The 19250-nt window shown below is 60.5% G+C and carries 16 protein-coding genes and 1 pseudogene; 7 read left to right on the top strand and 10 right to left on the bottom strand.

What is annotated here, in order from left to right; genetic code table 11:
• The 5 genes and pseudogenes from C3Y91_RS27395 to C3Y91_RS27375 all read right to left on the bottom strand — a co-directional run.
• Positions 1–244 (bottom strand): annotated as a pseudogene (locus tag C3Y91_RS27395) (sugar ABC transporter substrate-binding protein); the annotation flags it as partial.
• Positions 245–332: 88 nt separating this feature from the next.
• Positions 333–1853: an aldehyde dehydrogenase family protein gene (locus tag C3Y91_RS27390; protein WP_075224165.1), complete on the bottom strand. Its 1521-nt coding sequence runs from the start codon at positions 1851–1853 to the stop codon at positions 333–335.
• Positions 1853–2632, bottom strand: a complete 780-nt coding sequence (locus tag C3Y91_RS27385; RefSeq protein WP_075224166.1) for an enoyl-CoA hydratase/isomerase family protein — start codon at positions 2630–2632, stop codon at positions 1853–1855. Before C3Y91_RS27385 ends, C3Y91_RS27390 begins: the two co-directional genes overlap by 1 nt.
• Complete coding sequence (locus tag C3Y91_RS27380; protein WP_130760679.1) at positions 2625–4238, bottom strand: acyl CoA:acetate/3-ketoacid CoA transferase; 1614 nt, start codon at positions 4236–4238, stop codon at positions 2625–2627. The genes C3Y91_RS27385 and C3Y91_RS27380 overlap by 8 nt, the downstream gene beginning before the upstream one ends.
• A gap of 9 nt (positions 4239–4247) precedes the next feature.
• Positions 4248–5294 carry a LacI family DNA-binding transcriptional regulator gene (locus C3Y91_RS27375; RefSeq protein WP_130760678.1) on the bottom strand — a complete coding sequence of 349 codons (1047 nt, stop codon included), beginning with the start codon at positions 5292–5294 and terminating at the stop codon, positions 4248–4250.
• Positions 5295–5689: 395 nt separating this feature from the next.
• Between C3Y91_RS27375 and C3Y91_RS27370 the strand changes: the two genes are divergently transcribed.
• Positions 5690–6094 (top strand): Imm6 family immunity protein, encoded by a 405-nt coding sequence (locus tag C3Y91_RS27370; protein WP_130760676.1) that lies wholly within the window; start codon positions 5690–5692, stop codon positions 6092–6094.
• A gap of 66 nt (positions 6095–6160) precedes the next feature.
• On the opposite strand, the gene C3Y91_RS27365 is transcribed toward C3Y91_RS27370, so the two are convergent.
• Together C3Y91_RS27365 and C3Y91_RS27360 are read right to left on the bottom strand one after the other, a co-directional pair.
• A complete protein-coding gene (locus tag C3Y91_RS27365) occupies positions 6161–7552 on the bottom strand; it encodes an amidohydrolase (protein ID WP_168576039.1) in 1392 nt (463 codons plus the stop codon).
• Positions 7549–8793, bottom strand: a complete 1245-nt coding sequence (locus C3Y91_RS27360) for an MFS transporter (RefSeq protein ID WP_130776178.1) — start codon at positions 8791–8793, stop codon at positions 7549–7551. The genes C3Y91_RS27365 and C3Y91_RS27360 overlap by 4 nt, the downstream gene beginning before the upstream one ends.
• Before the next feature lie 117 nt (positions 8794–8910).
• Here C3Y91_RS27360 and C3Y91_RS27355 point away from each other — a divergent pair, with 117 nt between their 5' ends.
• The 3 genes from C3Y91_RS27355 to C3Y91_RS27345 all read left to right on the top strand — a co-directional run bounded on the left by C3Y91_RS27355 (position 8911) and on the right by C3Y91_RS27345 (position 13299).
• Positions 8911–10923 carry a helix-turn-helix domain-containing protein gene (locus tag C3Y91_RS27355; RefSeq protein WP_168576038.1) on the top strand — a complete coding sequence of 671 codons (2013 nt, stop codon included), beginning with the start codon at positions 8911–8913 and terminating at the stop codon, positions 10921–10923.
• A gap of 159 nt (positions 10924–11082) precedes the next feature.
• Entirely contained in the window at positions 11083–12618 is a 1536-nt protein-coding gene (locus tag C3Y91_RS27350) for a sensor histidine kinase (RefSeq protein ID WP_018072638.1), read from the top strand.
• A gap of 63 nt (positions 12619–12681) precedes the next feature.
• Complete coding sequence (locus C3Y91_RS27345; protein WP_018072637.1) at positions 12682–13299, top strand: carboxymuconolactone decarboxylase family protein; 618 nt, start codon at positions 12682–12684, stop codon at positions 13297–13299.
• Positions 13300–13339: 40 nt separating this feature from the next.
• On the opposite strand, the gene C3Y91_RS27340 is transcribed toward C3Y91_RS27345, so the two are convergent.
• Together C3Y91_RS27340 and C3Y91_RS27335 are read right to left on the bottom strand one after the other, a co-directional pair.
• Positions 13340–14314, bottom strand: coding sequence for an alpha/beta hydrolase (locus tag C3Y91_RS27340; RefSeq protein WP_018072636.1), 975 nt, complete (start codon positions 14312–14314; stop codon positions 13340–13342).
• Between the two features lie 169 nt (positions 14315–14483).
• Positions 14484–15371, bottom strand: a complete 888-nt coding sequence (locus C3Y91_RS27335) for a LysR family transcriptional regulator (RefSeq protein WP_018072635.1) — start codon at positions 15369–15371, stop codon at positions 14484–14486.
• Positions 15372–15494: 123 nt separating this feature from the next.
• Here C3Y91_RS27335 and C3Y91_RS27330 point away from each other — a divergent pair, with 123 nt between their 5' ends.
• Together C3Y91_RS27330 and C3Y91_RS27325 are read left to right on the top strand one after the other, a co-directional pair.
• The gene (locus C3Y91_RS27330) at positions 15495–16346 is read left to right on the top strand and encodes an oxidoreductase (RefSeq protein WP_130760672.1); all 852 of its coding nucleotides are present in this window, start codon (positions 15495–15497) and stop codon (positions 16344–16346) included.
• A gap of 154 nt (positions 16347–16500) precedes the next feature.
• Positions 16501–17505, top strand: a complete 1005-nt coding sequence (locus tag C3Y91_RS27325; protein WP_018072633.1) for a ketopantoate reductase family protein — start codon at positions 16501–16503, stop codon at positions 17503–17505.
• Between the two features lie 41 nt (positions 17506–17546).
• On the opposite strand, the gene C3Y91_RS27320 is transcribed toward C3Y91_RS27325, so the two are convergent.
• Complete coding sequence (locus tag C3Y91_RS27320) at positions 17547–18542, bottom strand: alpha/beta fold hydrolase (protein ID WP_174827140.1); 996 nt, start codon at positions 18540–18542, stop codon at positions 17547–17549.
• A 396-nt stretch (positions 18543–18938) separates the two neighbouring features.
• Between C3Y91_RS27320 and C3Y91_RS27315 the strand changes: the two genes are divergently transcribed.
• Positions 18939–19247: a DUF1883 domain-containing protein gene (locus C3Y91_RS27315; protein ID WP_017963919.1), complete on the top strand. Its 309-nt coding sequence runs from the start codon at positions 18939–18941 to the stop codon at positions 19245–19247.
• The last annotated feature ends 3 nt before the right edge of the window (positions 19248–19250 follow it).

The raw sequence follows: 19250 nt of genomic DNA, 5'->3' as shown, positions 1-19250 counted from the left end.
CCGCAACCATCGCCTTCAGCGCCGTCATCGCCGCATCGCCGCCACCGCCGGCAACAGGCACGTCCTTCCAGGCAAAACCTTCCTTCGAAAGATCCTGCTTCAAGACGTTCAGCGCCGCAGCCTCGCCGCCTGACGTCCACCAGTGCAGCATCTGCACTTCCTTCACGTCGGCGGCGCGTGCGGAGACGCTGGCGCCGGCCAGAGCCAATGCGATCGTTGCAGTCGTGGTCAAAAACCTGTTCATCGAAAGACCTCCCAGTCTTACATTGGAAGATGCGGGACCCATTCCCGCACCAATCACCCGCCCTCCTCGAGCGTAGTTCGGCTGCCGGCTAAGCCAGCTTTTCCGTCTGCGGCATCCACCAGCTGGTGCGTTTGCCGATATGCATGTTGAGCGTCTTCGTCTCCGTGTAATCTTCGACCGCATGGCGGCCGAGTTCACGGCCGAGGCCGCTTTGCTTGTAACCGCCAAAGGGAAGTTCCGAGGCGCCGTCCATGAAGGTGTTCATCCAGACCGTCCCTGCCCGCACTGAGCGGCCGATCGTCAAGCACGTGTCGAAATCGCGGCTCCAGACACCGGCCGACAGGCCGTAGTCGATGGAATTCGCAATCCTGATCGCTTCGGCCGATGTCTCGAATGTCAGGACCGAAAGCACCGGACCAAAGACCTCCTCGCGCGCCACGGCCATATCGGGGGTGACCTCTTCGAGGATCGTCGGCGACATGAACTGCCCCATGCCGAGATCGAGCGTCTCGCCGCCATGCGCGACCCGGGCACCGCTGCCCCTCGCGCCGGCGACGTATCCTGATATCTTCTCCAAATGCTGCGGCGTGATGATGGCGCCGACCTGCGTCGAAGGATTGAGCGGGTCGCCGACCTTCACCGCCTTCGACAGCTCGGCAATCCGCTTGACGACATCGGAAGCGATTGATTTGTGAAGGATTAGCCGCGAGCCGGCATTGCAGCACTCGCCGGCATTGAAGTATGCGCCGAAGACCGCGGCATCGATGAAGGCATCGAGATCGGCATCCGGAAATACGATCTGCGGGTTCTTCCCGCCCAGTTCCAGCGAGACCTTCTTCAGCGTCTGTGCGGCATTCGACATCGTCAGCTTGCCGACGCCGGTCGAGCCGGTGAAGGACACCATGTCGACGTCGGGATGCGACGTCATGACCGCGCCGACCTCTGGTCCCGTACCGGTGACAATGTTCACGACGCCATCCGGAATGCCTGCCTCCTGCAGGATCTCTCCCAGCACCAGCGTCGATCCTGAGGTCAGTTCCGAGGGCTTGACGACGGTCGTACAGCCAGCGGCCAGGGCGAATGGCAGCTTCTGGCCGACGATCAGGAACGGAAAGTTCCAGGGCGTGATGATCGACACCACGCCGATTGCTTCGCGCAAGACGACGCCGAGCGTGCCATCGCCGAGCGTGTTATAGCTTTCACCGTGGAGGTCGCGGGCAAGAGCCGCCGCGTAGCGCCATATGTCAACGGAGCCTGCAATTTCTCCCCGCACCTGCGTGATCGGCTTTCCCGCCTCGATCGCATCGAGAAATGCCAACTCCTCTGCGCGCGCTTCGATCAAATCGGCAGCCTTGAGCAGAATGGCGGAACGTTCGGCAGCGGTCATCCGAGGCCACGGCCCGAGGTCGAAGGCCTTGCGTGCCGCAGCGATCGCACGCTCGGCGTCCTTCTTGCTGCCGGTCGGAAACCGGCTGACCACGACACCATGGCTCGGCGCGACACGCTCGATCGGATCGGAGGCACCAGCCTCCCATTTGCCATCGATGAGCATCTTGAAATCACGCGCTTTGTGGTCGCTGAGCGCGGTGGGGTTGACGAGAACCGTCATTACCATTCTCCCTTGAACGTTGCCGGGCGCTTCTCGCTGAATGATGCGACGCCCTCCTTCAGATCGCCGGTCTTCGCGGCGAGGATCGAGCCCAGGGCTTCGACCGCGGTTCCATTGTCTTCGCCGTTTGCCGATGCGATCATCAACTTCGCGATCTCGGTCGCAGCCGGCCCCCTTGTGGCAATCCGCCCAGCATATTCCCTGGCGGCGGCGAGCGCGTTCCCCGTCGGAACGACTGCGTCCACGATCCCGAGCGTACGCGCCTCTTCGGCAGTGAATATTTCGCTACCCAGGGCCATACGCCGGACCGCCTGCGCCCCGAACCGGCGCACAAGACGCTGCGTCCCGGACCAGCCCGGCACCATTCCAAGACCGGTTTCCGGCAGGCCGATCTTGATGTGCTGTTCGGCGAGGCGAATGTCCGCGACGCCTGCAAGTTCAAGCCCTCCTCCGAGGGCATGGCCATTCAGAGCCGCGACCAGCGGCATCCGGAGCGTCGCCAGTCTTTCGAAGATGCGATGGCCGTGGCGAACCCAGAGATGACCGAACTCCTGAGGCAACATTCCGCCCCAGGCCTTGATATCGCCGCCGGCGGAAAAGCCCTTTCCTTCGCCTGTCAGAATGGCAGCGCGCACATTGGCGTTGGCCTCCACCTCGTCGGCCGCGTCAGCCAGCGCTTTCAGCATGTCGAGATCGAGCGCGTTCAGCTTCTCCGGACGAGAAATCGTCAGCGTCGCAACATGTCCATCGACGTCAATTCTGACTGTTCCGCTAGCCATCGAAGCTGCCCTCCAGCGTCCGTGCCTCTTTTTCTGGAAGCGACAGGCCGATGTTTGCCTCCGCGAAGAGCGCCGCGTCCATGACCTTCAGGTCGGGCGCTACGACCAGCGGAAACTCCGACTGATCGAGGATGTGGGCCTGGAGATCGACGCCGGGCGCAATCTCGGTGAGGACGACGCCATCGGGCGTCAGTTTCATCACGCACCGCTCGGTGACATAGGTGATCTCCTGCCCCTGCTCGATCGCGCGCCTGCCGCTGAAGGTGACGTGTTCGACCTCGTTCACGAGTTTCTTCAACTTGCCTTCCTTGTCGATGAGAAGAGCTCCATCGGCGACCGAAAGCTTCGCTCCGGCGTTGAACATGCCGGAGAAGACGATCTTCTTCGCCCGCGCCGTGATGTCGACGAAGCCTCCGGCGCCAGCCGTCACATGCGGCCGGAAGGAGAGCTTGGAAACGTTGACCGAGCCGTCTTTGCCGATCTCGAGGAAGGACAGCAGCGATGCATCGAAACCTGCACCCTGAAAATAGGTGAACTGATAGGGAGACGGCATGTAGGCGTCCGCGTTCGACGCGCAGCCAAAGGCGAAGTCGAGCAGCGGCACGCCGCCGACCGCGCCTTGCTCGATGACCCAGGTGACCGCGCCGTGGAGCCCTTCCTCCAGCAGAATTCGCGGCACGTTGGCCGATATACCGAAACCGAGATTGACGCAGCTTCCCGCCTGAAGTTCCTGCGCGACGCGGCGCGCGATGACTTTCTGAACATTGAATTCCGGAACGCTGAAACTATCGAGCGGACGGAAGATCTCCCCGGAAATTGCCGGATCGTATTGCGTCTGCGTCGTCTGCTTCTGTTCCGGATCGACGATCACATAATCGACCAGCATTCCAGGCACCCGGACTTCATGGGGCTTCAGCGAACCTTCCTTGGTGATCCGCTTGACCTGCGCGATGACGATGCCGCCGTTGTTGCGTGCGGCGAGCGCCTGATCGAGGCCGCCGAGATAGGCGCCTTCATGTTCATATGTCAGGTTGCCGCGCTCGTCGGCGGTGGTGGCGCGGATGATGGCGACATCAGGCACGATCGAGGGAAAGAACAACCAGTCGTCGCCCTCGAAGCTCACGCGCTTGACCACCGGATGCTCCGAAGCCAGGCCGTTCATCGCGCAACCCTGCCGCTCTGGATCGACGAATGTATCGATGCCGATCTTGGTCAGGACACCCGGCCGCTTCGCGGCAGCCTCCCGATGAATATCGAAGAGAATACCCGAGGGAATATTGTAGGCCGGGATCTCGTTGTTGGTGATCATTTGCCAGATCAGCGGCGGCTCTGATGACGACGGGCCGGACGGATAAGAGCCACCGATGATGCGCTTGAGCAGCCCCTTCTTGGCGATATGGTCGACGCCCTTGATGCCGCTCATGTCGCCGGCGGCGATGGGATGAAGGGTCGTGATATCACGGGGATGGCCGGTCGCATCGAAACGTTCGCCAATCGCCTTCAGCATGAGGTCCGGGCAACCGAGACCGCTCGAGGACGATACCGTTACAACAGCGCCATCCGGGATCAGCGCGGCTGCTTCGGTCGGGGTGAGATGCTTCTTCATGGGCCTTACTCAGAGTCCTGTTTCAATTTTTACGCTCTTGCGGGCTCCGCAGCTCTCGCGAACAACCAGCCGAACCGCTGTTATCACCGTCTCCGGCTCGGCCTTGCCCGCATTGATCTGCTTGAGAAGCAGTTGGGCGCCGCGGCGCCCGATGCCCTGCGGATCGACCGAGACCGTCGTGAGCGCCGGAACCGCCGCCTGAGCCTCGATGACGTCGTCGAATCCCACGACCGCGAAGTCGGAGCCGGGTTCCAGTCGGCGCGCACGCAATCCGTCGCAAACACCGAAGGCTACGGCATCGTTGAAGCAGACGGCTGCTGAGGGTTTGTCAGCAAGAACGATTGCTTTTCCGATCGCCTCCACCCCGCCGGCTCGCGAAGGCGCCGACGAGATGACAAGTTCTTGGTGATAGTCGAGCCCGGCTGCCTCCATGCCGCTTCGGTAACCGGCAAGGCGGTCGTCGAAGACAGCGGTGTCGGGAAAGCCGCCGAGAAAAGCGATGCGCTTGTGACCGAGCTCCGACAGGTGCTTGACCGCGGACATCATGCCGGCCCGGTTGTCGGAGACGACGGACGAGACCTTGGCACCAGGCAGGTTTCTGACGACGACCACCACCGGAATCCCTGCGGCGACAAGCGGCTTGAAGTCTGCGGCATCGGTGGCGCGCGCCGGCGACACGATGAGCCCCGAAATGCCGTGTTCCCGCATCGATGCGACAACCTCGCGCTGCCTGTCGATGCTCTCGCTGGTGTTCGACAGGAATTGCACGAACCCGGCCGACTGGACGACCATATCGACGCCGACCGCCAGTTCCGCAAAGAAGCTGTTCGTCAGGTCGTTGACGACGACCCCGACGATCCGCGATTTGGCACTGGCTTGGCGAAGATTGGCTGCGCCGCGATTGTAGACGTAGCCCAGCTCGCGCATCACGGCATTGACCTTGGAACGCGTCCCCTCATTGACCAGGGAGGAGCCCTGAAGCACCAGCGAAACCGTCGATTTCGAGACGCCGGCGGCTTTCGCAATGTCGATGACGGTTACCCGCGCCTTTGTCACGTCTTCCTCCCGACGCCAACGTCGAATGATCGCCTTAAATATTTGGAACGTTCCAATTCTGTCAAGTGAAATTTATACCTACTGTTATCCATTAGGAGCATCTGCGGCAAATTTCCACCTCCTCGACTGCCTGAATCTCATCTGGGAAATTGGAACGATCTAAAAGATGATCATGACTGAGAGGCATCTGTCGATATTTTTCGACCTGCAAAGTCGTGCGCGGCGCACGACCGACCGATGCGTTGGCAGCAAAAATGTGGAAGATTCAGGCTCGCCCGGTATTTCCGTCGAAGCGATCAATGCGGCGCAATCGGCGGACCTTCCGGCAAAAGCAGGAAGGGCTTCTAGTCTGTGTTAATAGACGTTGCGACAAGCCCAGTGGAGACCATTGAGACATGAAACTGCGCGCCGAGCTGAGCGTTCTGCCGCCACGCGAACAAGCACGGCGCTTGGCAGCCGTCGCCGCGTCTTTGGTCGCACAAATCGAGCGCACCGAACCTCATGCGCCCGAAGCCGAAGCCGCCTTGGCGGCAATCCGCAACTGGGGTGAAGGCGGGCGCCTGGCTGGCCGAGACTTCTCCGATCTTATCTACAGCGACGATGAGCGCGGGACGCTCCGCCGGCTCTCTGAGGTCGTGGGAAAGCCCAGCGAAGACGGCTGGAACGCGGTGACGACAGCAACCATGTACGTCGCCTGGCTTGTTTACCAGGAGACCGGCGAGCCCATGCCAAGTGACGTCAACGAAGTCGAAGAGGACAGCCTTGACCTTCTAGACGAGCAATTGGCCAAACTCGGCTGAAGTCCCCTCGCCGCTCGCCGTTCCTCGCCGTAACTATTCCATGGCTCACATAACCGTCCGCATTGCCTAGCGGACCTTCATCGGTTTCGTCTCCAGCGGAATGAGAGGCTTGTAAGTAGCGCCGCCGAGTTCCCTGACGTGCTCCTGCTTCGCCCGGCCGATCAACTCGCTGTTCTGGAGACACCTGGCGGCGGCGGCGGCCATCACCTTGCCGGCCTGGAGCATTCCCTTATGAGCGTAGGAGGTCTTGCCCTGCGCAACCATCTGCCAGCTATGTGGAGGCGTTCCGTAGGCTGATGTCGCCATATAGACCTGTCCGGTGGGAACGATCCAGCTGACGTCGCCGACGTCGGTCGACCCGTGCAGAAAGGTTGGCTTTTCCACGAGTTCGTTGACATGTTCGGAGAGGATCGTCCCGCGCTTCTCGATGCGGGCTTGAACGTCCCTCGGAAAAGTCCTCTGGATCTCCGCTGCGAACTCCTTCTCGCTGTTCGAAAACGACACTCCGCCGATCTTGCCGAGCTCCTGGTGAAGCACATCCGCCAGCGTGGCGTTCGGTATGAGGTCGGCAGAGGCTGCATCGAAGGTGATTTCGACCTCCGTTCCCGTCATCAGAGCCGCTCCGCGAGCCACGTCCTTGACCCGTTCGGTGATGTCCCGCACCTGATACATCAGCGGCGCGCGGACTTTGTAGAGTACTTCGGCCTGCGACTGCACGACATTGGGCGCCTTTCCGCCGGTATTCGTTATCGCATAGTGAATTCTGCCGTCCTGGACGATGTGCTCGCGCAGGAAATTTGCCCCGACATTCATCAGCTCGACTGCATCGAGCGCGCTTCGCCCGAGATGTGGCTCGAAGCCCGCATGTGCGCTCACGCCACGGAAAGTGAAGTAGACCTGGTTCGTCGCCAGCATTCTTGCATGGTAGGCGAGGTTCTCATCCCACGGGTGCCATGTGAAGGCGACGTCGACGCCATCGAACAATCCCTCTCGGGCCATGAAGGCCTTTCCGCCGCCGCCTTCTTCGGCAGGACAGCCGTAGAAGCGGACCGTACCGGCAAGCCCGAGCTCGTCCTTGCAGGCTTTAAGCGCCATGGCGGCGGCCAAGGAACCGACACCCAACAGATTATGTCCGCATCCATGACCGTTACCGCCGGGGACGACGGGCTTGTATCCAACAACGTCGCCCTCCTGGCTGAGATTGGGAAGCGCATCGAACTCGCCCAGGATCGCCACGACGGGTTGTCCCTCGCCATAGCTTGCGACGAAAGCCGTCTCGATGCCGCCGGCTCGGCGCTCGACGGCGAACCCCTCCGCTTCGAGAACGTCGGCGAGCAGTGCGGCCGACTTGTACTCTTCATATCGGATTTCGGCGAAGGACCAGATTTCATTGGCTGCCGACTGCAGCCCTTCCGCCTTGTCGGTGACCACGCGTTCGATGATGTCGATATATGTCATTTCACCAATCCTGGAATTGGTTGATCGGCGACCAGTTCGTCCTTGCTTCCGGTCGGAAGCGTCGCCGCCACGGCGAAGGTCACCACAGCGCAGCCGATGATCGCCAGGAAGGCTGTCTGATAGTTCTGGTCTGTGGCGTGCAGGATGGCTCCGATCGCTGTCGGCGAGGCGAAGGATCCGATCTGAGCTAGGGAATTGATCAGGCCCGTGGCGGTCCCCACTGAGTGACTGGGGTAGTGCTTCATGATCGTCACGAACACGCTGATCGAGATCGCATTCAGGAAGACGTTTGAAACCGTCAGATAGAAGAAGGCCAGCGGGATGGATGTGGCGTTGGCCATCAGATAGATGAACACCGCCGACACCAGGGCGCCGATGCAGATGAGGTACTTCTCCTTCTTGTGGAAATAGCGGTCGAGCAGCCAGCCGCAAAACAGGAAGGACAGGAAGCCGAGCGTCGGCGGGATCGCCGAATATGCGCCCATCGACATCATGCTCATGCCCTTGACCTTCACCCAATAGGACGGGAGCCAGGACTGGAGACCCCAAAACACGATGTTGGTGAAGAAGTAGCAGAGAGCGATCTTCCAGGTCAGTGCGTTCTTGAGCAGAGCCGTGATCCGGGCTTTTTCCGACTTTCCCGTCTTCGGGCCGGCGGATACTGGAGCAGTGCGGACCATTGGTTTCATGACCAGATAAAGCAGGATTGAAAGAACCAGTCCGATCAGGCCGAGGGTGACGAACATGACACGCCAGTTGAAGTAGGCGATCAACGCCGTGGTGACGATCGAGCCCACGGCAAAGCCCACGGACGCTCCCGACTGAATGACCGATTTCGGTCTCGCCATGCTCTCTTTTTCGAAGTTGTCGGTTATGGCGACGGAGCTTCCCGCCGGGAAGACAGCCTCGCCCATGCCGACCAGAGCGCGTGACACGGCCAGCCCCATGGCGGAGCCGACCGCGCCGCATGCGATCGTGCCGAGCGACCAGATGCCGACTGCCGAGGTCAAGACCGAGCGGGTTCCCAGCCGATCGACAAGATATCCGCCGACGAGCTGCGTCAGAGAGTAAGCGAGAAAGAATGCGCTGATGATCATCCCGGACTGTTCGGAGGTCAGGTGGAACTCGTCGACGATCGGAATGATGGCGATGTTGATCGCGGTCTTGTCGAGGAAGCCGACGACCCAGCAGATGAACAGCATCGCGACAATGATGTGCCTGCGCTTGATTTGACTAAGCATGGAATGCTCCCCTTTTGAGCGTTTATAAAACATGCTTAATATGTGAGCAGCCGTTTTTGGATGTTGAAACACACATCATATTCAGTTTATTTGTGTGAAAAGACACAGGGTTGCCACATGACGATCATGGACGAAATCGAGAGTTCGCTTTTGCTTTTGTCGAGCCGACCGCTCGTAAGCTGGCGGCGAGCTTCGGGTCGACCGACGATTCCGGACACCGACGCGTCGGAACCTACGATCACCTTCAGCCACGACCGCGACGAGGACGATGCCATATTGACCGCCGATATTTCCTATTTTGCAGGCGCCGTCTGCGAGGTGCGGATTCCCGGCGCCCACTATGAAACCGTCTTCGCCCGCCTACAGAAGATCGTGCTTAGCGCAGTCATCCGCTTTCAGAACCGCGCGGTTCGGGCCATGAATGCCATCAATCGCAATGTCCTCGATTCTCTCGATCCGAACGAGATCAACGTCAACGCGATCGAACAGACGCTGAGTGTGATAGCCGAGAGCGACGCGGGCGTACTCAGACTTTACGACGAGGCGTCGGGTCTGCTCATTCCGGTATCGCAGGTCGGTTTCGACGACGATTATTACAATTATCGCGTCACGCCTCAAGAATCGATCGCCGGCAGCGTGTTCTCGACCGGAACACCCGTCCTGCTGAACTCGCCAGAAGATATCAGAGATGCTCATGCAAACTTGCGTGCGCCAAACGTTCGCTTCCTGTCCGAACAGGGTATCTCACATAGCCTTATCTGCGTTCCCATCAAGACGGACACGACGACGCTGGGAACGCTGACGGTCATGTCGTTTCGGCCGGGGTCCGCCTATGGTGAATTCAGTGTCAGCCTGCTTGAAGCCGTGGCGACGCAGCTCGCCATCGCCTATAGGAAGTCGCAGGCCTACGAGCTGGCCGTCCGGTCGAATGAAAGTATCAACCGGATGCGGCTGGAGATCGAAAGGCGCAACGCGGAGCTAGCGCGCTCGCTTTCGGCCCACGACGACATCCTCTCCATCTTTACGCGCCACCGGCCACTTGGCGAACATCTCGAGGAGATCGCGACGCATTACGGCATCGACTTCCACTACGCCGATATTTTTGGAACGACGTTCGTGTCCAGGGCATGGAAAGAGCCGAAGGCCACGGAGGACATGCCGGTCGGGCTCTTCGACGGTAGCCTATCACAGAGAGAGGACCTATCCGTGCAGCCCGTCCGTGTCGCCGACGACGTCGTCGGAAGCTTTCATTTCGAGCGCGGTGACAATGCAAGCTATTCTGCTGCGATCCTGGGCGTGGTGTCCGCTTTCGTAGCGCTCGAAATTGTCCGCAGCGCGTCACAGGACGACATCCTCAACAGCAAGAGACGGAAGCACTTCGAGGCCTTGGGAAGGGATGATCTCATCACCTCGGGTGGAGCCGTCCGGTTCGGCTTTCAGATCAAGAAATATTGCCAGATCATCTTTGTCAGGCATGAGCAGGAGAGCGCCCAGAACCAGAGCCTGTTCCTGCAGAGAACGCTTCAGCAGACATTGAAGGCAGCGACGATCCAGAATCAGTTGTCGTTCTATACGGACGAAGGCGTCTTCCTGTTGTTCTGCGCTGCCACCGAGGAGGCCCTGCGGAAGAATCTGGAACCCATCGGAGACAAGGCAGTTGCGGAGGGATGGCGTTGCGGGGCAAGCCTGATGCAAAGCGCACCCCATCGTTATCCCGAAGCAGCCAGCCAGGCAGTCGAGGCCGCCCATCTCATGAGCATGAGGCATCGGGCGGGCATTCTTGTGCATAGCGAGACCGGCATCGACAGACTGCTGCGCAAGCAATCCGCTGCCGATATCCTCGAATTTGCAGATCAGATACTTGCTCCATTCGAGAAGGAGGCGAATGGCGACGCCCTTCTGAGGACCCTGGAAATCTACATCGAGAGCGGAAAATCGGCGTCCAAGGCAGCGGCCTCCCTCGGCATACACACCAACACCCTCTATCAAAGGCTCCAGCGGGCGCAGCTGTTGATGGGCAAGGACATCGACAACAAGGACGACTATCTGCTGCTCAGCCTGGCATTCCATCTGAAGTCGACATACGGCTCGCAGCAGCCTGCCGGCAAAAGCAAAGCAGCTTCCGCTTGAACGCTGGTTCGCCTATCGCAAACGACAGAAGAATTCCGGACCAGGCGTGTGCTCCAGGTTTCCGTCGAGGAAGTCCCGGCAATAGACATTAGCGAAACTTTATCGTTTCTGACGAATGCTACGGATACGTGCAACGCGCCAGATCTGAAGCAGGGCCGGATGATGCCACACTCGTTTGAATCCATTCTGGAGAGCCTGCCTCAGGGCATCGTTCTGCTTGATCCTGCCGGTACGGTGACGGCTTTCAATTCCCGCACGCTGGACATTCTCGGCCTTCCGCAAGGAGCCATCCGCAAAGGCATGAATATCGACGGATTGCCGGGCACCGCAGACTGCCGTGCAGTGGCATCCCGGCGGGCGATGGCCGGTGGACAGCCCACGTCTCAGTTTGCCCTTTCCGACGGAGGGATGGTCTCATTGACCTGCGCCCCATCGAGGGATGGAGGCTGGATCCTCAGTTACGAAGACATCTCGACCCTCATTCGGGTCGAAGACAGCCTGACCGAACAACATCGCCGGTTCGACGCAGCCCTCAGCAACATGCCACATGGGCTGTGCATGTTCGATTCGACCAAGAACCTGATATTGTGCAACGCCTCCTACGCGCGGATGTACAATCTGCCGGACCTTCTGACGCAACCGGGAACGCCGCTTGTGGATATCCTGGCCTATCGCAGCCGGGAGGGAAATGGCCCCGCCGATACCACGACCTATTTTGACGTGGTCTTTGAAGCGACAGTCCGTGGTGCGCCGGCCAGCCAGAACATCGTCCTGGCCGATGGGCGCGTTATCAAGATCACTCACAATCCGATGCAAAACGGTGGATACGTGGCCACCCATGAGGACGTCACCAAGACCGTCCGGCTGGCGGAAGAGCTGCGCCGGCATCACGATCAGCTCGAAGCGACGGTTAAGAGCCGCACGGCGGAAGTCGAGCGGCAGGCGCTGGAACTCGAGCGAATGCTGGCGCAGGAGCGGAACATCAACGAATTGCAGCGGCAATTCGTGGCGATGGCATCGCATGAATTCAGGACGCCGCTTGCAATCATCGACGCTGCAGCCCAGCGGCTGCTGCGAAAGAGGGGGGCGTTAGAGCCCGAATTTCTCAGCGACAAGGTCGATCAAATCCGCGCATCGGTGAACCGGATCGTCGATCTCATGGAGAGCATCCTGTCAGCCGGACGCCTCGATACCGGCAAGATCGATATCAGCTACGACGCCTGCACATTGAGATCATTGATAAAAACCTGTTGCGAGCGGCAGTCGACGATCGCAAAGTCGCACAGCTTCGTCTTGAATATCGATGAGCTGCCGGAGTTCATCGATGGCGATCCCCGCACTTTGGCACAGGTCTTTACCAACCTGCTTTCCAATGCCGTCAAGTACGCGCCCGGAACCTCCGAAATTCGCGTTACGGCATGGACAGAGACGGGAAACGTCAAAGTTTCGATCAGCGATGATGGAGTGGGGATCGATGCCGAAGACGTGCCCCGGCTGTTCCAGCGCTACTTTCGTGCCCGGACGTCGACCGGGATTGCCGGAACGGGTATCGGCCTCAACCTGGTGAAGCAGATCGTTGAACTACATAGCGGCTCGATAGAGGTTCGAAGCGCAAGAGGATGCGGATCGACGTTTACCGTAACCCTTCCCATCAAGAGAAGTGGTAACGCTTCTGCGAGCAGTGATGCTGCCTGATATTTCAGGATTGCTGTCCTGCATATCTACCCTATCCTTCTCACAATAGAGGAGGATCATGCCATGGCTTTCATTCACACCCCCAATGCATCCGCCAGCGAGAAGACGACGTCGATGTATGCGTCGGCCGAGGCGAATTATGGTTATCTGCCGAACATGTACCGGGCCTTCGGCCATCGGCCGGAGGTGATGGAGAGCTGGGCGGCGCTGCTTTCGAGCATTCGCGGCCATATGAGCTTGCGGCGCTACGAACTGGTGACGCTGGCGGCGGCCAAGGAGCTCAAATCCTCGTATTGCATGCTGGCGCACGGCTCGGTGCTGCTGCGCGAGGGTTTCACCAGCGACGGGCTGACGGCTGTCGTCAACGAGACGGAAAAGGCGCCTATCGATGCCGGCGAGCGTGCTATCATGGCCTTTGCCGCCAAGGTGGCGCGCGATGCGACATCGGTCACGCAGCAGGATATAGATGGGCTGAAAAAACACGGGCTGAGCGATGCCGATGTCTTCGACGTCACGGCGGCGGCAGCGGCCCGGTGTTTCTTCTCGAAAATGCTGGATGCGCTGGGTGCTGCACCCGACCATGCCTATATCGAGCGGCTGGAGCCGAATGTGCGAAAGACGCTCAGCGTCGGCCGAGAGGTCGAGCGTCCTCTGGCGCCGTCACCGTCTCGCGCGCAATGATGCGATGACGGAGGCGCCAGGACGCCTGGTCCTGCGGCCCCTATTCCTGCGGTTTGTCCGCAAAATGCCGGATCGCAAACTCGGCGATATTCTGGCTCGACCGATCGGCATCGTCGAGCAGCGAGGGAAACAGCTGCCACTGATGGGGCATGCCCGGCCAGACCTCGGTGGTAACATCCACCCCCGCCTGGCGCGCCTTGTCGGCAAGCCGTAGCGCGTCGTCCAGCAGGACCTCACCGGAGCCGACCTGCAGCAGCAGCGGCGGAAAGCCGGTCATGTCGGCATAGAGCGGTGATGCCTGGGGATCGGTCGGAGACCGGCTGCGGAGATAAGTCTTGCGCAGCGTCTCGATCTCAGCCTTGCCGAGCAGTGGGTCGTTTCCGGCATTTGATGTCATCGAGCCGCCCGTCGCGGCAAGATCGGTGATGGGGCTCAGGGCAATTACGGCCGCCGGCAGCGGTTTCGCCGCCTGCATCTGCCGCAGCACCGTCTCGATCGCGATATTGCCGCCGGCGCCATCTCCGGCGACGATGATGTTCTCGTCGCGATAGCCGTTGTCGAGAAGCCAACGATAGGCCGTCAGCGCGTCGTTGATCTGCGCGGGATAAGCATATTCGGGCATCAGCCGATATTCGACGAGAAGAACGTCGCTGGACGCGGCCTTGGCGAGAGATCCCGCGAGCAGGCTGTGCGTGCGGATCGAGCCGCTGGAAAAGCCGCCGCCATGAATATAGAGGATCACCCTTTGGCCGATCGGGTGATGAAGACGAGCGGGCCACATCAGCTCGGCATCGACGCCGTCGGCATCGACCTGCCGAACCTGGATGCGCGTCGGCCCCGGCATCGTCTCCATCAGCGTCCTGAAGGCTGTCCGCCGCTGCTGCAGGCTATCGGCACCGGCAAAGTGATCTTTCCACAGGCCGATGAATTTTTCGACCTGCTGGCGCGAGATTTGGCTTTGCGGTCCGATGTCCTGCCCGACCGCCGCCGAGGCGAGCAGCAACAGCGCAGCCAATGCGGGAAATAGACCGCTGGGCCGCTTTGGTCCCCTTCGATTGGCAGTTGGCAAAATCTGACAGTTCATCAACCTCTCCCGATGATGCGGGCCATGACGGCCATGCCAGCATCTTTGGCCAGTTCAGGCGTCGGAGTCAAAAGGGTGACGGATACGAATCCCGACCTTTTTACTCGGCTCTCATCGCGTCGATGACCGCCCTGAAACCCGCCGACATGTGGCGACGGCTCGGATAGTAGAGATAGAGCGGCTCCTCCGGCTGGCACCAGTCGTCTAGCACCTTAATCAGCTCGCCGCTGGCGATCGCCTTCTCCACGCGCGGCTCCCAGATATAGGCAAGGCCGACGCCGCCGAGTGCTGCCTGCATCATCAGCTCGTGGTCGTCGAGCGACAGCGGTCCGGTCGGCTGAAAGCTCACCGTCTGGCCATCCTTCTCGAATTCCCAGGCATAGCGCGCACCTGACGGAAACATGTTCTGGATGCAAAGATGGCGCTTGAGTTCGTGGGGTGTCGCCGGCTTCGGCCGGGTCTCGAAATAGGCGGGCGAACCGACGACGACCAAGCGGATGCGCGGCTTGATGCGCAGTGCGATCATGCCCTCGGTGACGCGCTCGCCGAAGCGGATGCCGGCATCGAAGCCCTCCTCGACGATATCGACCAGCCTGTCGGTCGCGTTGATCTCAAGCTGCAAATGGGGATTGCTTTTGAGCAACGGGCCGATGATGCGGCCGATGACGAAGGGGCCGATCGAGTTCGGCACATTGATCCTCACCTTGCCGAACGGCGTGTCGCGGTAGCGGTTCAGAGCATCGAGCGCTGCTGCCATCTCGCCGAAGGCCGGATCGAGATGCGAGATCAAGAGTTCGCCGGCCTCGGTCAGCGAAACGCTGCGCGTCGTACGGTTGAGCAGCCGAATACCGATCCGGTCTTCGAGATTGAGCACGGCATGACTGATTGCGGAAGCGGTGACGCCCCGCTCCTCACCCGCCTTGCGAAAGCTCTTATGCCGCGCGACAGCCGCGAAGGCCGCAAGTTCGGACAGTTCGGTGGCTCGCATTGCTGAACTACACTCATCATAGTTTCAAAAATAACAAATCTTATACAGCAACAGATTTTCGGTCAAATTCAACCCGTCAGCAAGAGATGCGACGCCAACCGAACAGTTCGAAAGGAATTCGTCATGAAAGTCTGGTTCATCACCGGTGCATCCCGCGGCTTCGGCGCGCTGATGACCAAGGAAGCCCTTGCATCAGGCGATGCCGTCATCGCCACCGCCCGCAACCCGAAGACCGTGGCCGAGCAGTTCGGTGATCATCCGAACCTGCTTGCCGTCGCCCTCGACGTCACCAACGAGACGCAGGCGAAAGAGGCTGTGGCTGCCGGCATCGCCCGCTTTGGGCGCATCGATGTTCTCGCCAACAATGCCGGCTACGGCCTGCTCGGCGCTGTCGAGGAAGCCACTGCTGCAGAGATCGAAAGGCTCTATGCCACGAACGTCTTCGGGCTCCTGAAGGTGACGCGCGCCGTGCTACCCTATATGCGCCGCCAGCGCTCCGGCCACATCCTGAACTTTTCCTCGATCGGCGGTTACTTCGGCTATCCCGGCTGGGGCGTCTACGGCTCGACGAAGTTCGCTGTCGAAGGCTTGTCCGAATCGATGGCCGCCGAACTCGAACCTTTCGGCATCAAGGTGACGATCGTCGAGCCCGGCTTCTTCCGCACCGACTTCCTCGCCGGCGCGTCGCTGGCGATCAGCCCGGCCTCCATCGCCGATTACGAAGGCACGCCGGCCGGTAACATGCGCAGTTTCGCCGCCGACGCCAACCATGCCCAGCCCGGCAATCCCGCGAGGCTCGCCACCGGCATCATGACGATGGTCAACTCGGCCAATCCGCCGCTGCGGATGCCGTTCGGCAGCGACACGGTGGCCGTCATCGAGCAGCAGCATGCCAGCGTCGAAAAGGAACTTGCCGCCTGGCGCCAGCTCGCGCTGTCCACGGATTTTCCGAGCGATGCAACGACCTCGGCCTGAAGACCGGGCATTGTCCGCCGCATCCCAGATCTCGGGGATGCGGCGGGCAGCGCCGCTGTGACCGCAGGAAAGCGCATCATGCGGCAAATTAGCATTCGCCTCACGCCTGGAATGACCTAGATCTAGGTTCGATCACCACCATGGAGAGGCGAGTATGTCCATCAAGTCCATCTGCATCTATGGCGCCGGGGCACTCGGCGGCGCTATCGCCGCCAAGCTTGCGAGCCAAGCCAGAAACGACGCCACCATCTCCGTCGTCGCGCGTGGAGCCCATCTCGACGCCATCCGCGACAACGGTCTCAGCCTGCGCGAAGCCGATGCGGATAGGCCAATCAACGTCCGCCTGACTGCGACCGACGATCCCAGCACATTGCCGCCACAGGATCTCGTCATCACCGGCCTCAAGGGGCATCAGCTGGCGCCTGCCGCCGAAGGCATTGCAGGCCTCCTCAAGGAGGGCACCCGCGTCGTCATGATCCTTAACGGCATTCCGTGGTGGTATTTTCACCGCGATACCCAAAGCCGGCATGCCGAACTGCAGTTCGACGAACTCGATCCCGGCGGCAGGCTCTGGCGGCTGATCGGGCCGGAACGCGTCATCGGCTGCGTCGCTTATCAAGGCGCAGAGGTGATCAATCCCGGCGAGATCCAGCTTGCCAACAACGGCCGCTTCGTGCTCGGCGAGCCCTCGGGCGAGATCTCGCCCGATCTCGAGGCGATCGCCGCGGTGCTGACCGACGCCGGCCTCAACATCACGACGACGCCTGTTATCCGCGACGAGATCTGGAGCAAGCTGATGGGCAATACCGCCTTCAACCCGATCAGTGCGCTGACCAGGGCGCTGATGACTGACATCATGGCAGATCCATCACTTTCGACCACAGTCGGCAAAGTGATGAACGAGGTCCGCGCCGTCGGCGAGGCCTTGGGCGCGCGTTTCAGCATGACCGTCGAGCAGCGGCTCGAACAATCGCGCCATATCGGTGCCGTGCGCACGTCGATGCTGCAGGATCTGATCGGTGGCAAGGCGCTCGAAATCACGCCGCTGGTCGGCATGGTGGTGGCGCTTGGACGTCTGATTGCCGTGCCGACGCCGGTTTCGGAAACGATCCTGGCGCTGGTGACGCAATTGGATCGGGAAAACCAGCGCGGCAGCTGACCGCAGAGGGAAGGCGGCAGGGAAAGCCCGGCCGCCTTCCCTTACTTTCCGACCTGCTCGGCCCAGTTCGGCGCCTTGCCGCCGCCATCGAGAAAGGTCATTGCCATATTCGCCATAAGGGGCGAGGCGAAAGTCTCGTAATGGGTGAGATCAGGCAGGATCGCCAGCCGGTTCTTCGACATGTTCTCCCGCATCCAGCCCGCATCGCGCAGACCGCCGCCGAGCTTGTGGTAGAAGTCGATCATATGCTCGGGCCGGATCATGTCGGCATCGCCATAGATCAGCATGACCGGCATGGTGAGCTTGGCGACGGCATCGCTATAGTCGATAGGTTGGCGCATCAGCGCGCCCATGGCGTCGAGCAGCTTCGGAAATTCGGAAACGTCAGGCGCCACCGCCTTATAGGAGAGGAACATCGGCGTGTCCTTCATCATGTCGGCCATACCGGCGCCGACGGCCGCCTGCTGCGGCAGCATCTCCGGGAAGAAGCCGTTCTGCGCATAGGGTGCCGAGAGTATCACCAGCCGGCGCACTTGGTCGGGCGCGTTCGCCGCCATGTTCAGCGCCACCCCGCCGCCGAAGGAATAACCGAAGACATCGACCCTGTCGTAACCGAGTTGCTTCACCAGGATCGCGAGATCGGCGCCGATGGCTGGAAGCTCGATCGGCCGCTGGCCGAGGGGCGTGCGGCCATGGCCCTGCAGATCGACGGCGATCACCTGCCGGTGGTCGGTGAAAACAGGCATGACCGGCGCGAACATCTCGATCTGCCCGAGGCCGCCGTGAAGCAGCAGCAGCGGTTCGCCCTCGCCGCGGATCTCGTAATAATAATCAATGCCGTTGACCGGCACGCTTCCCTTCCTGACGATCGGCGCCGCAGCCTTCTTCTCCTCGATCGCCGGCGCGCCACCTCCGGCGCCTGATATATCGGGCGCGGCCAGGAATGCGGCAGCCGTTGCGATCATCGAAATCAGCGTCATCTTCGACATGTCCTTGCTCCGTGTTTGCATCGATACCGCAAGGACGGCGGCGCTCATGTCTTTCCGACATCACGCTTCGAAATTTCTCGCATCGGCCTTTATGCCATTCCTATATTTCCGTGCCCCGCTCCGAATGGATTTTCTATCGCCCGCAGCAGTAGACTTTCGCCATCGCTGCAAAGGTCAAATGCCATGCGAAATGTCATATCCTCCGGTTTTCAGTTCCCTCGCCCACACAGGATCACCCGCGGCAGTAAGCAGATGCGCGAGAAGCGCACCGCCCAGGCGCTGATCGTTTTTGGCGTAGTGCTCGCCTGCGTCGAACTCTATGTCGTTCTCGGCGTGCTCTGAGGCGGAGCGCGAAGACGTGAACTGAAAGGCCGAGTTCCAACTTTTCCTTAACCGACATACTGGTAAAATCGCGTCGCAGAGACTTCAGACGCCGCGAGACCGATGAAACCGAATTTCCGCTTCACCCATTACGATCTCAAGGAACAACGCGCCGGAACGATTATCGAGGTGTCGTTGAATGCGGTGAACAATGTCCGCCTGATGACGGCGCCGAATTTCCAGCGATTCACCGAGGTTCTCGATTTCAAATATATCGGCGGCGTGGCGCGCAAATCGCCGATCAAGATCGCCGTTCCGGAAAGCGGTCACTGGCATGTCATCGTCGATATGGAAGGTCATCACGGGCTAGCGGAATCGTCCGTCAAGGTGATCGCCGCGCCGGCAAATCAGAAGACGCCGCGCGCTTCCTGAGAT

The sequence above is a fragment of the Rhizobium ruizarguesonis genome (assembly GCF_012349115.1).
GTDB classification, from domain to species: domain Bacteria; phylum Pseudomonadota; class Alphaproteobacteria; order Rhizobiales; family Rhizobiaceae; genus Rhizobium; species Rhizobium ruizarguesonis.
This window is presented reverse-complemented; position numbering and strand designations above follow the sequence as displayed.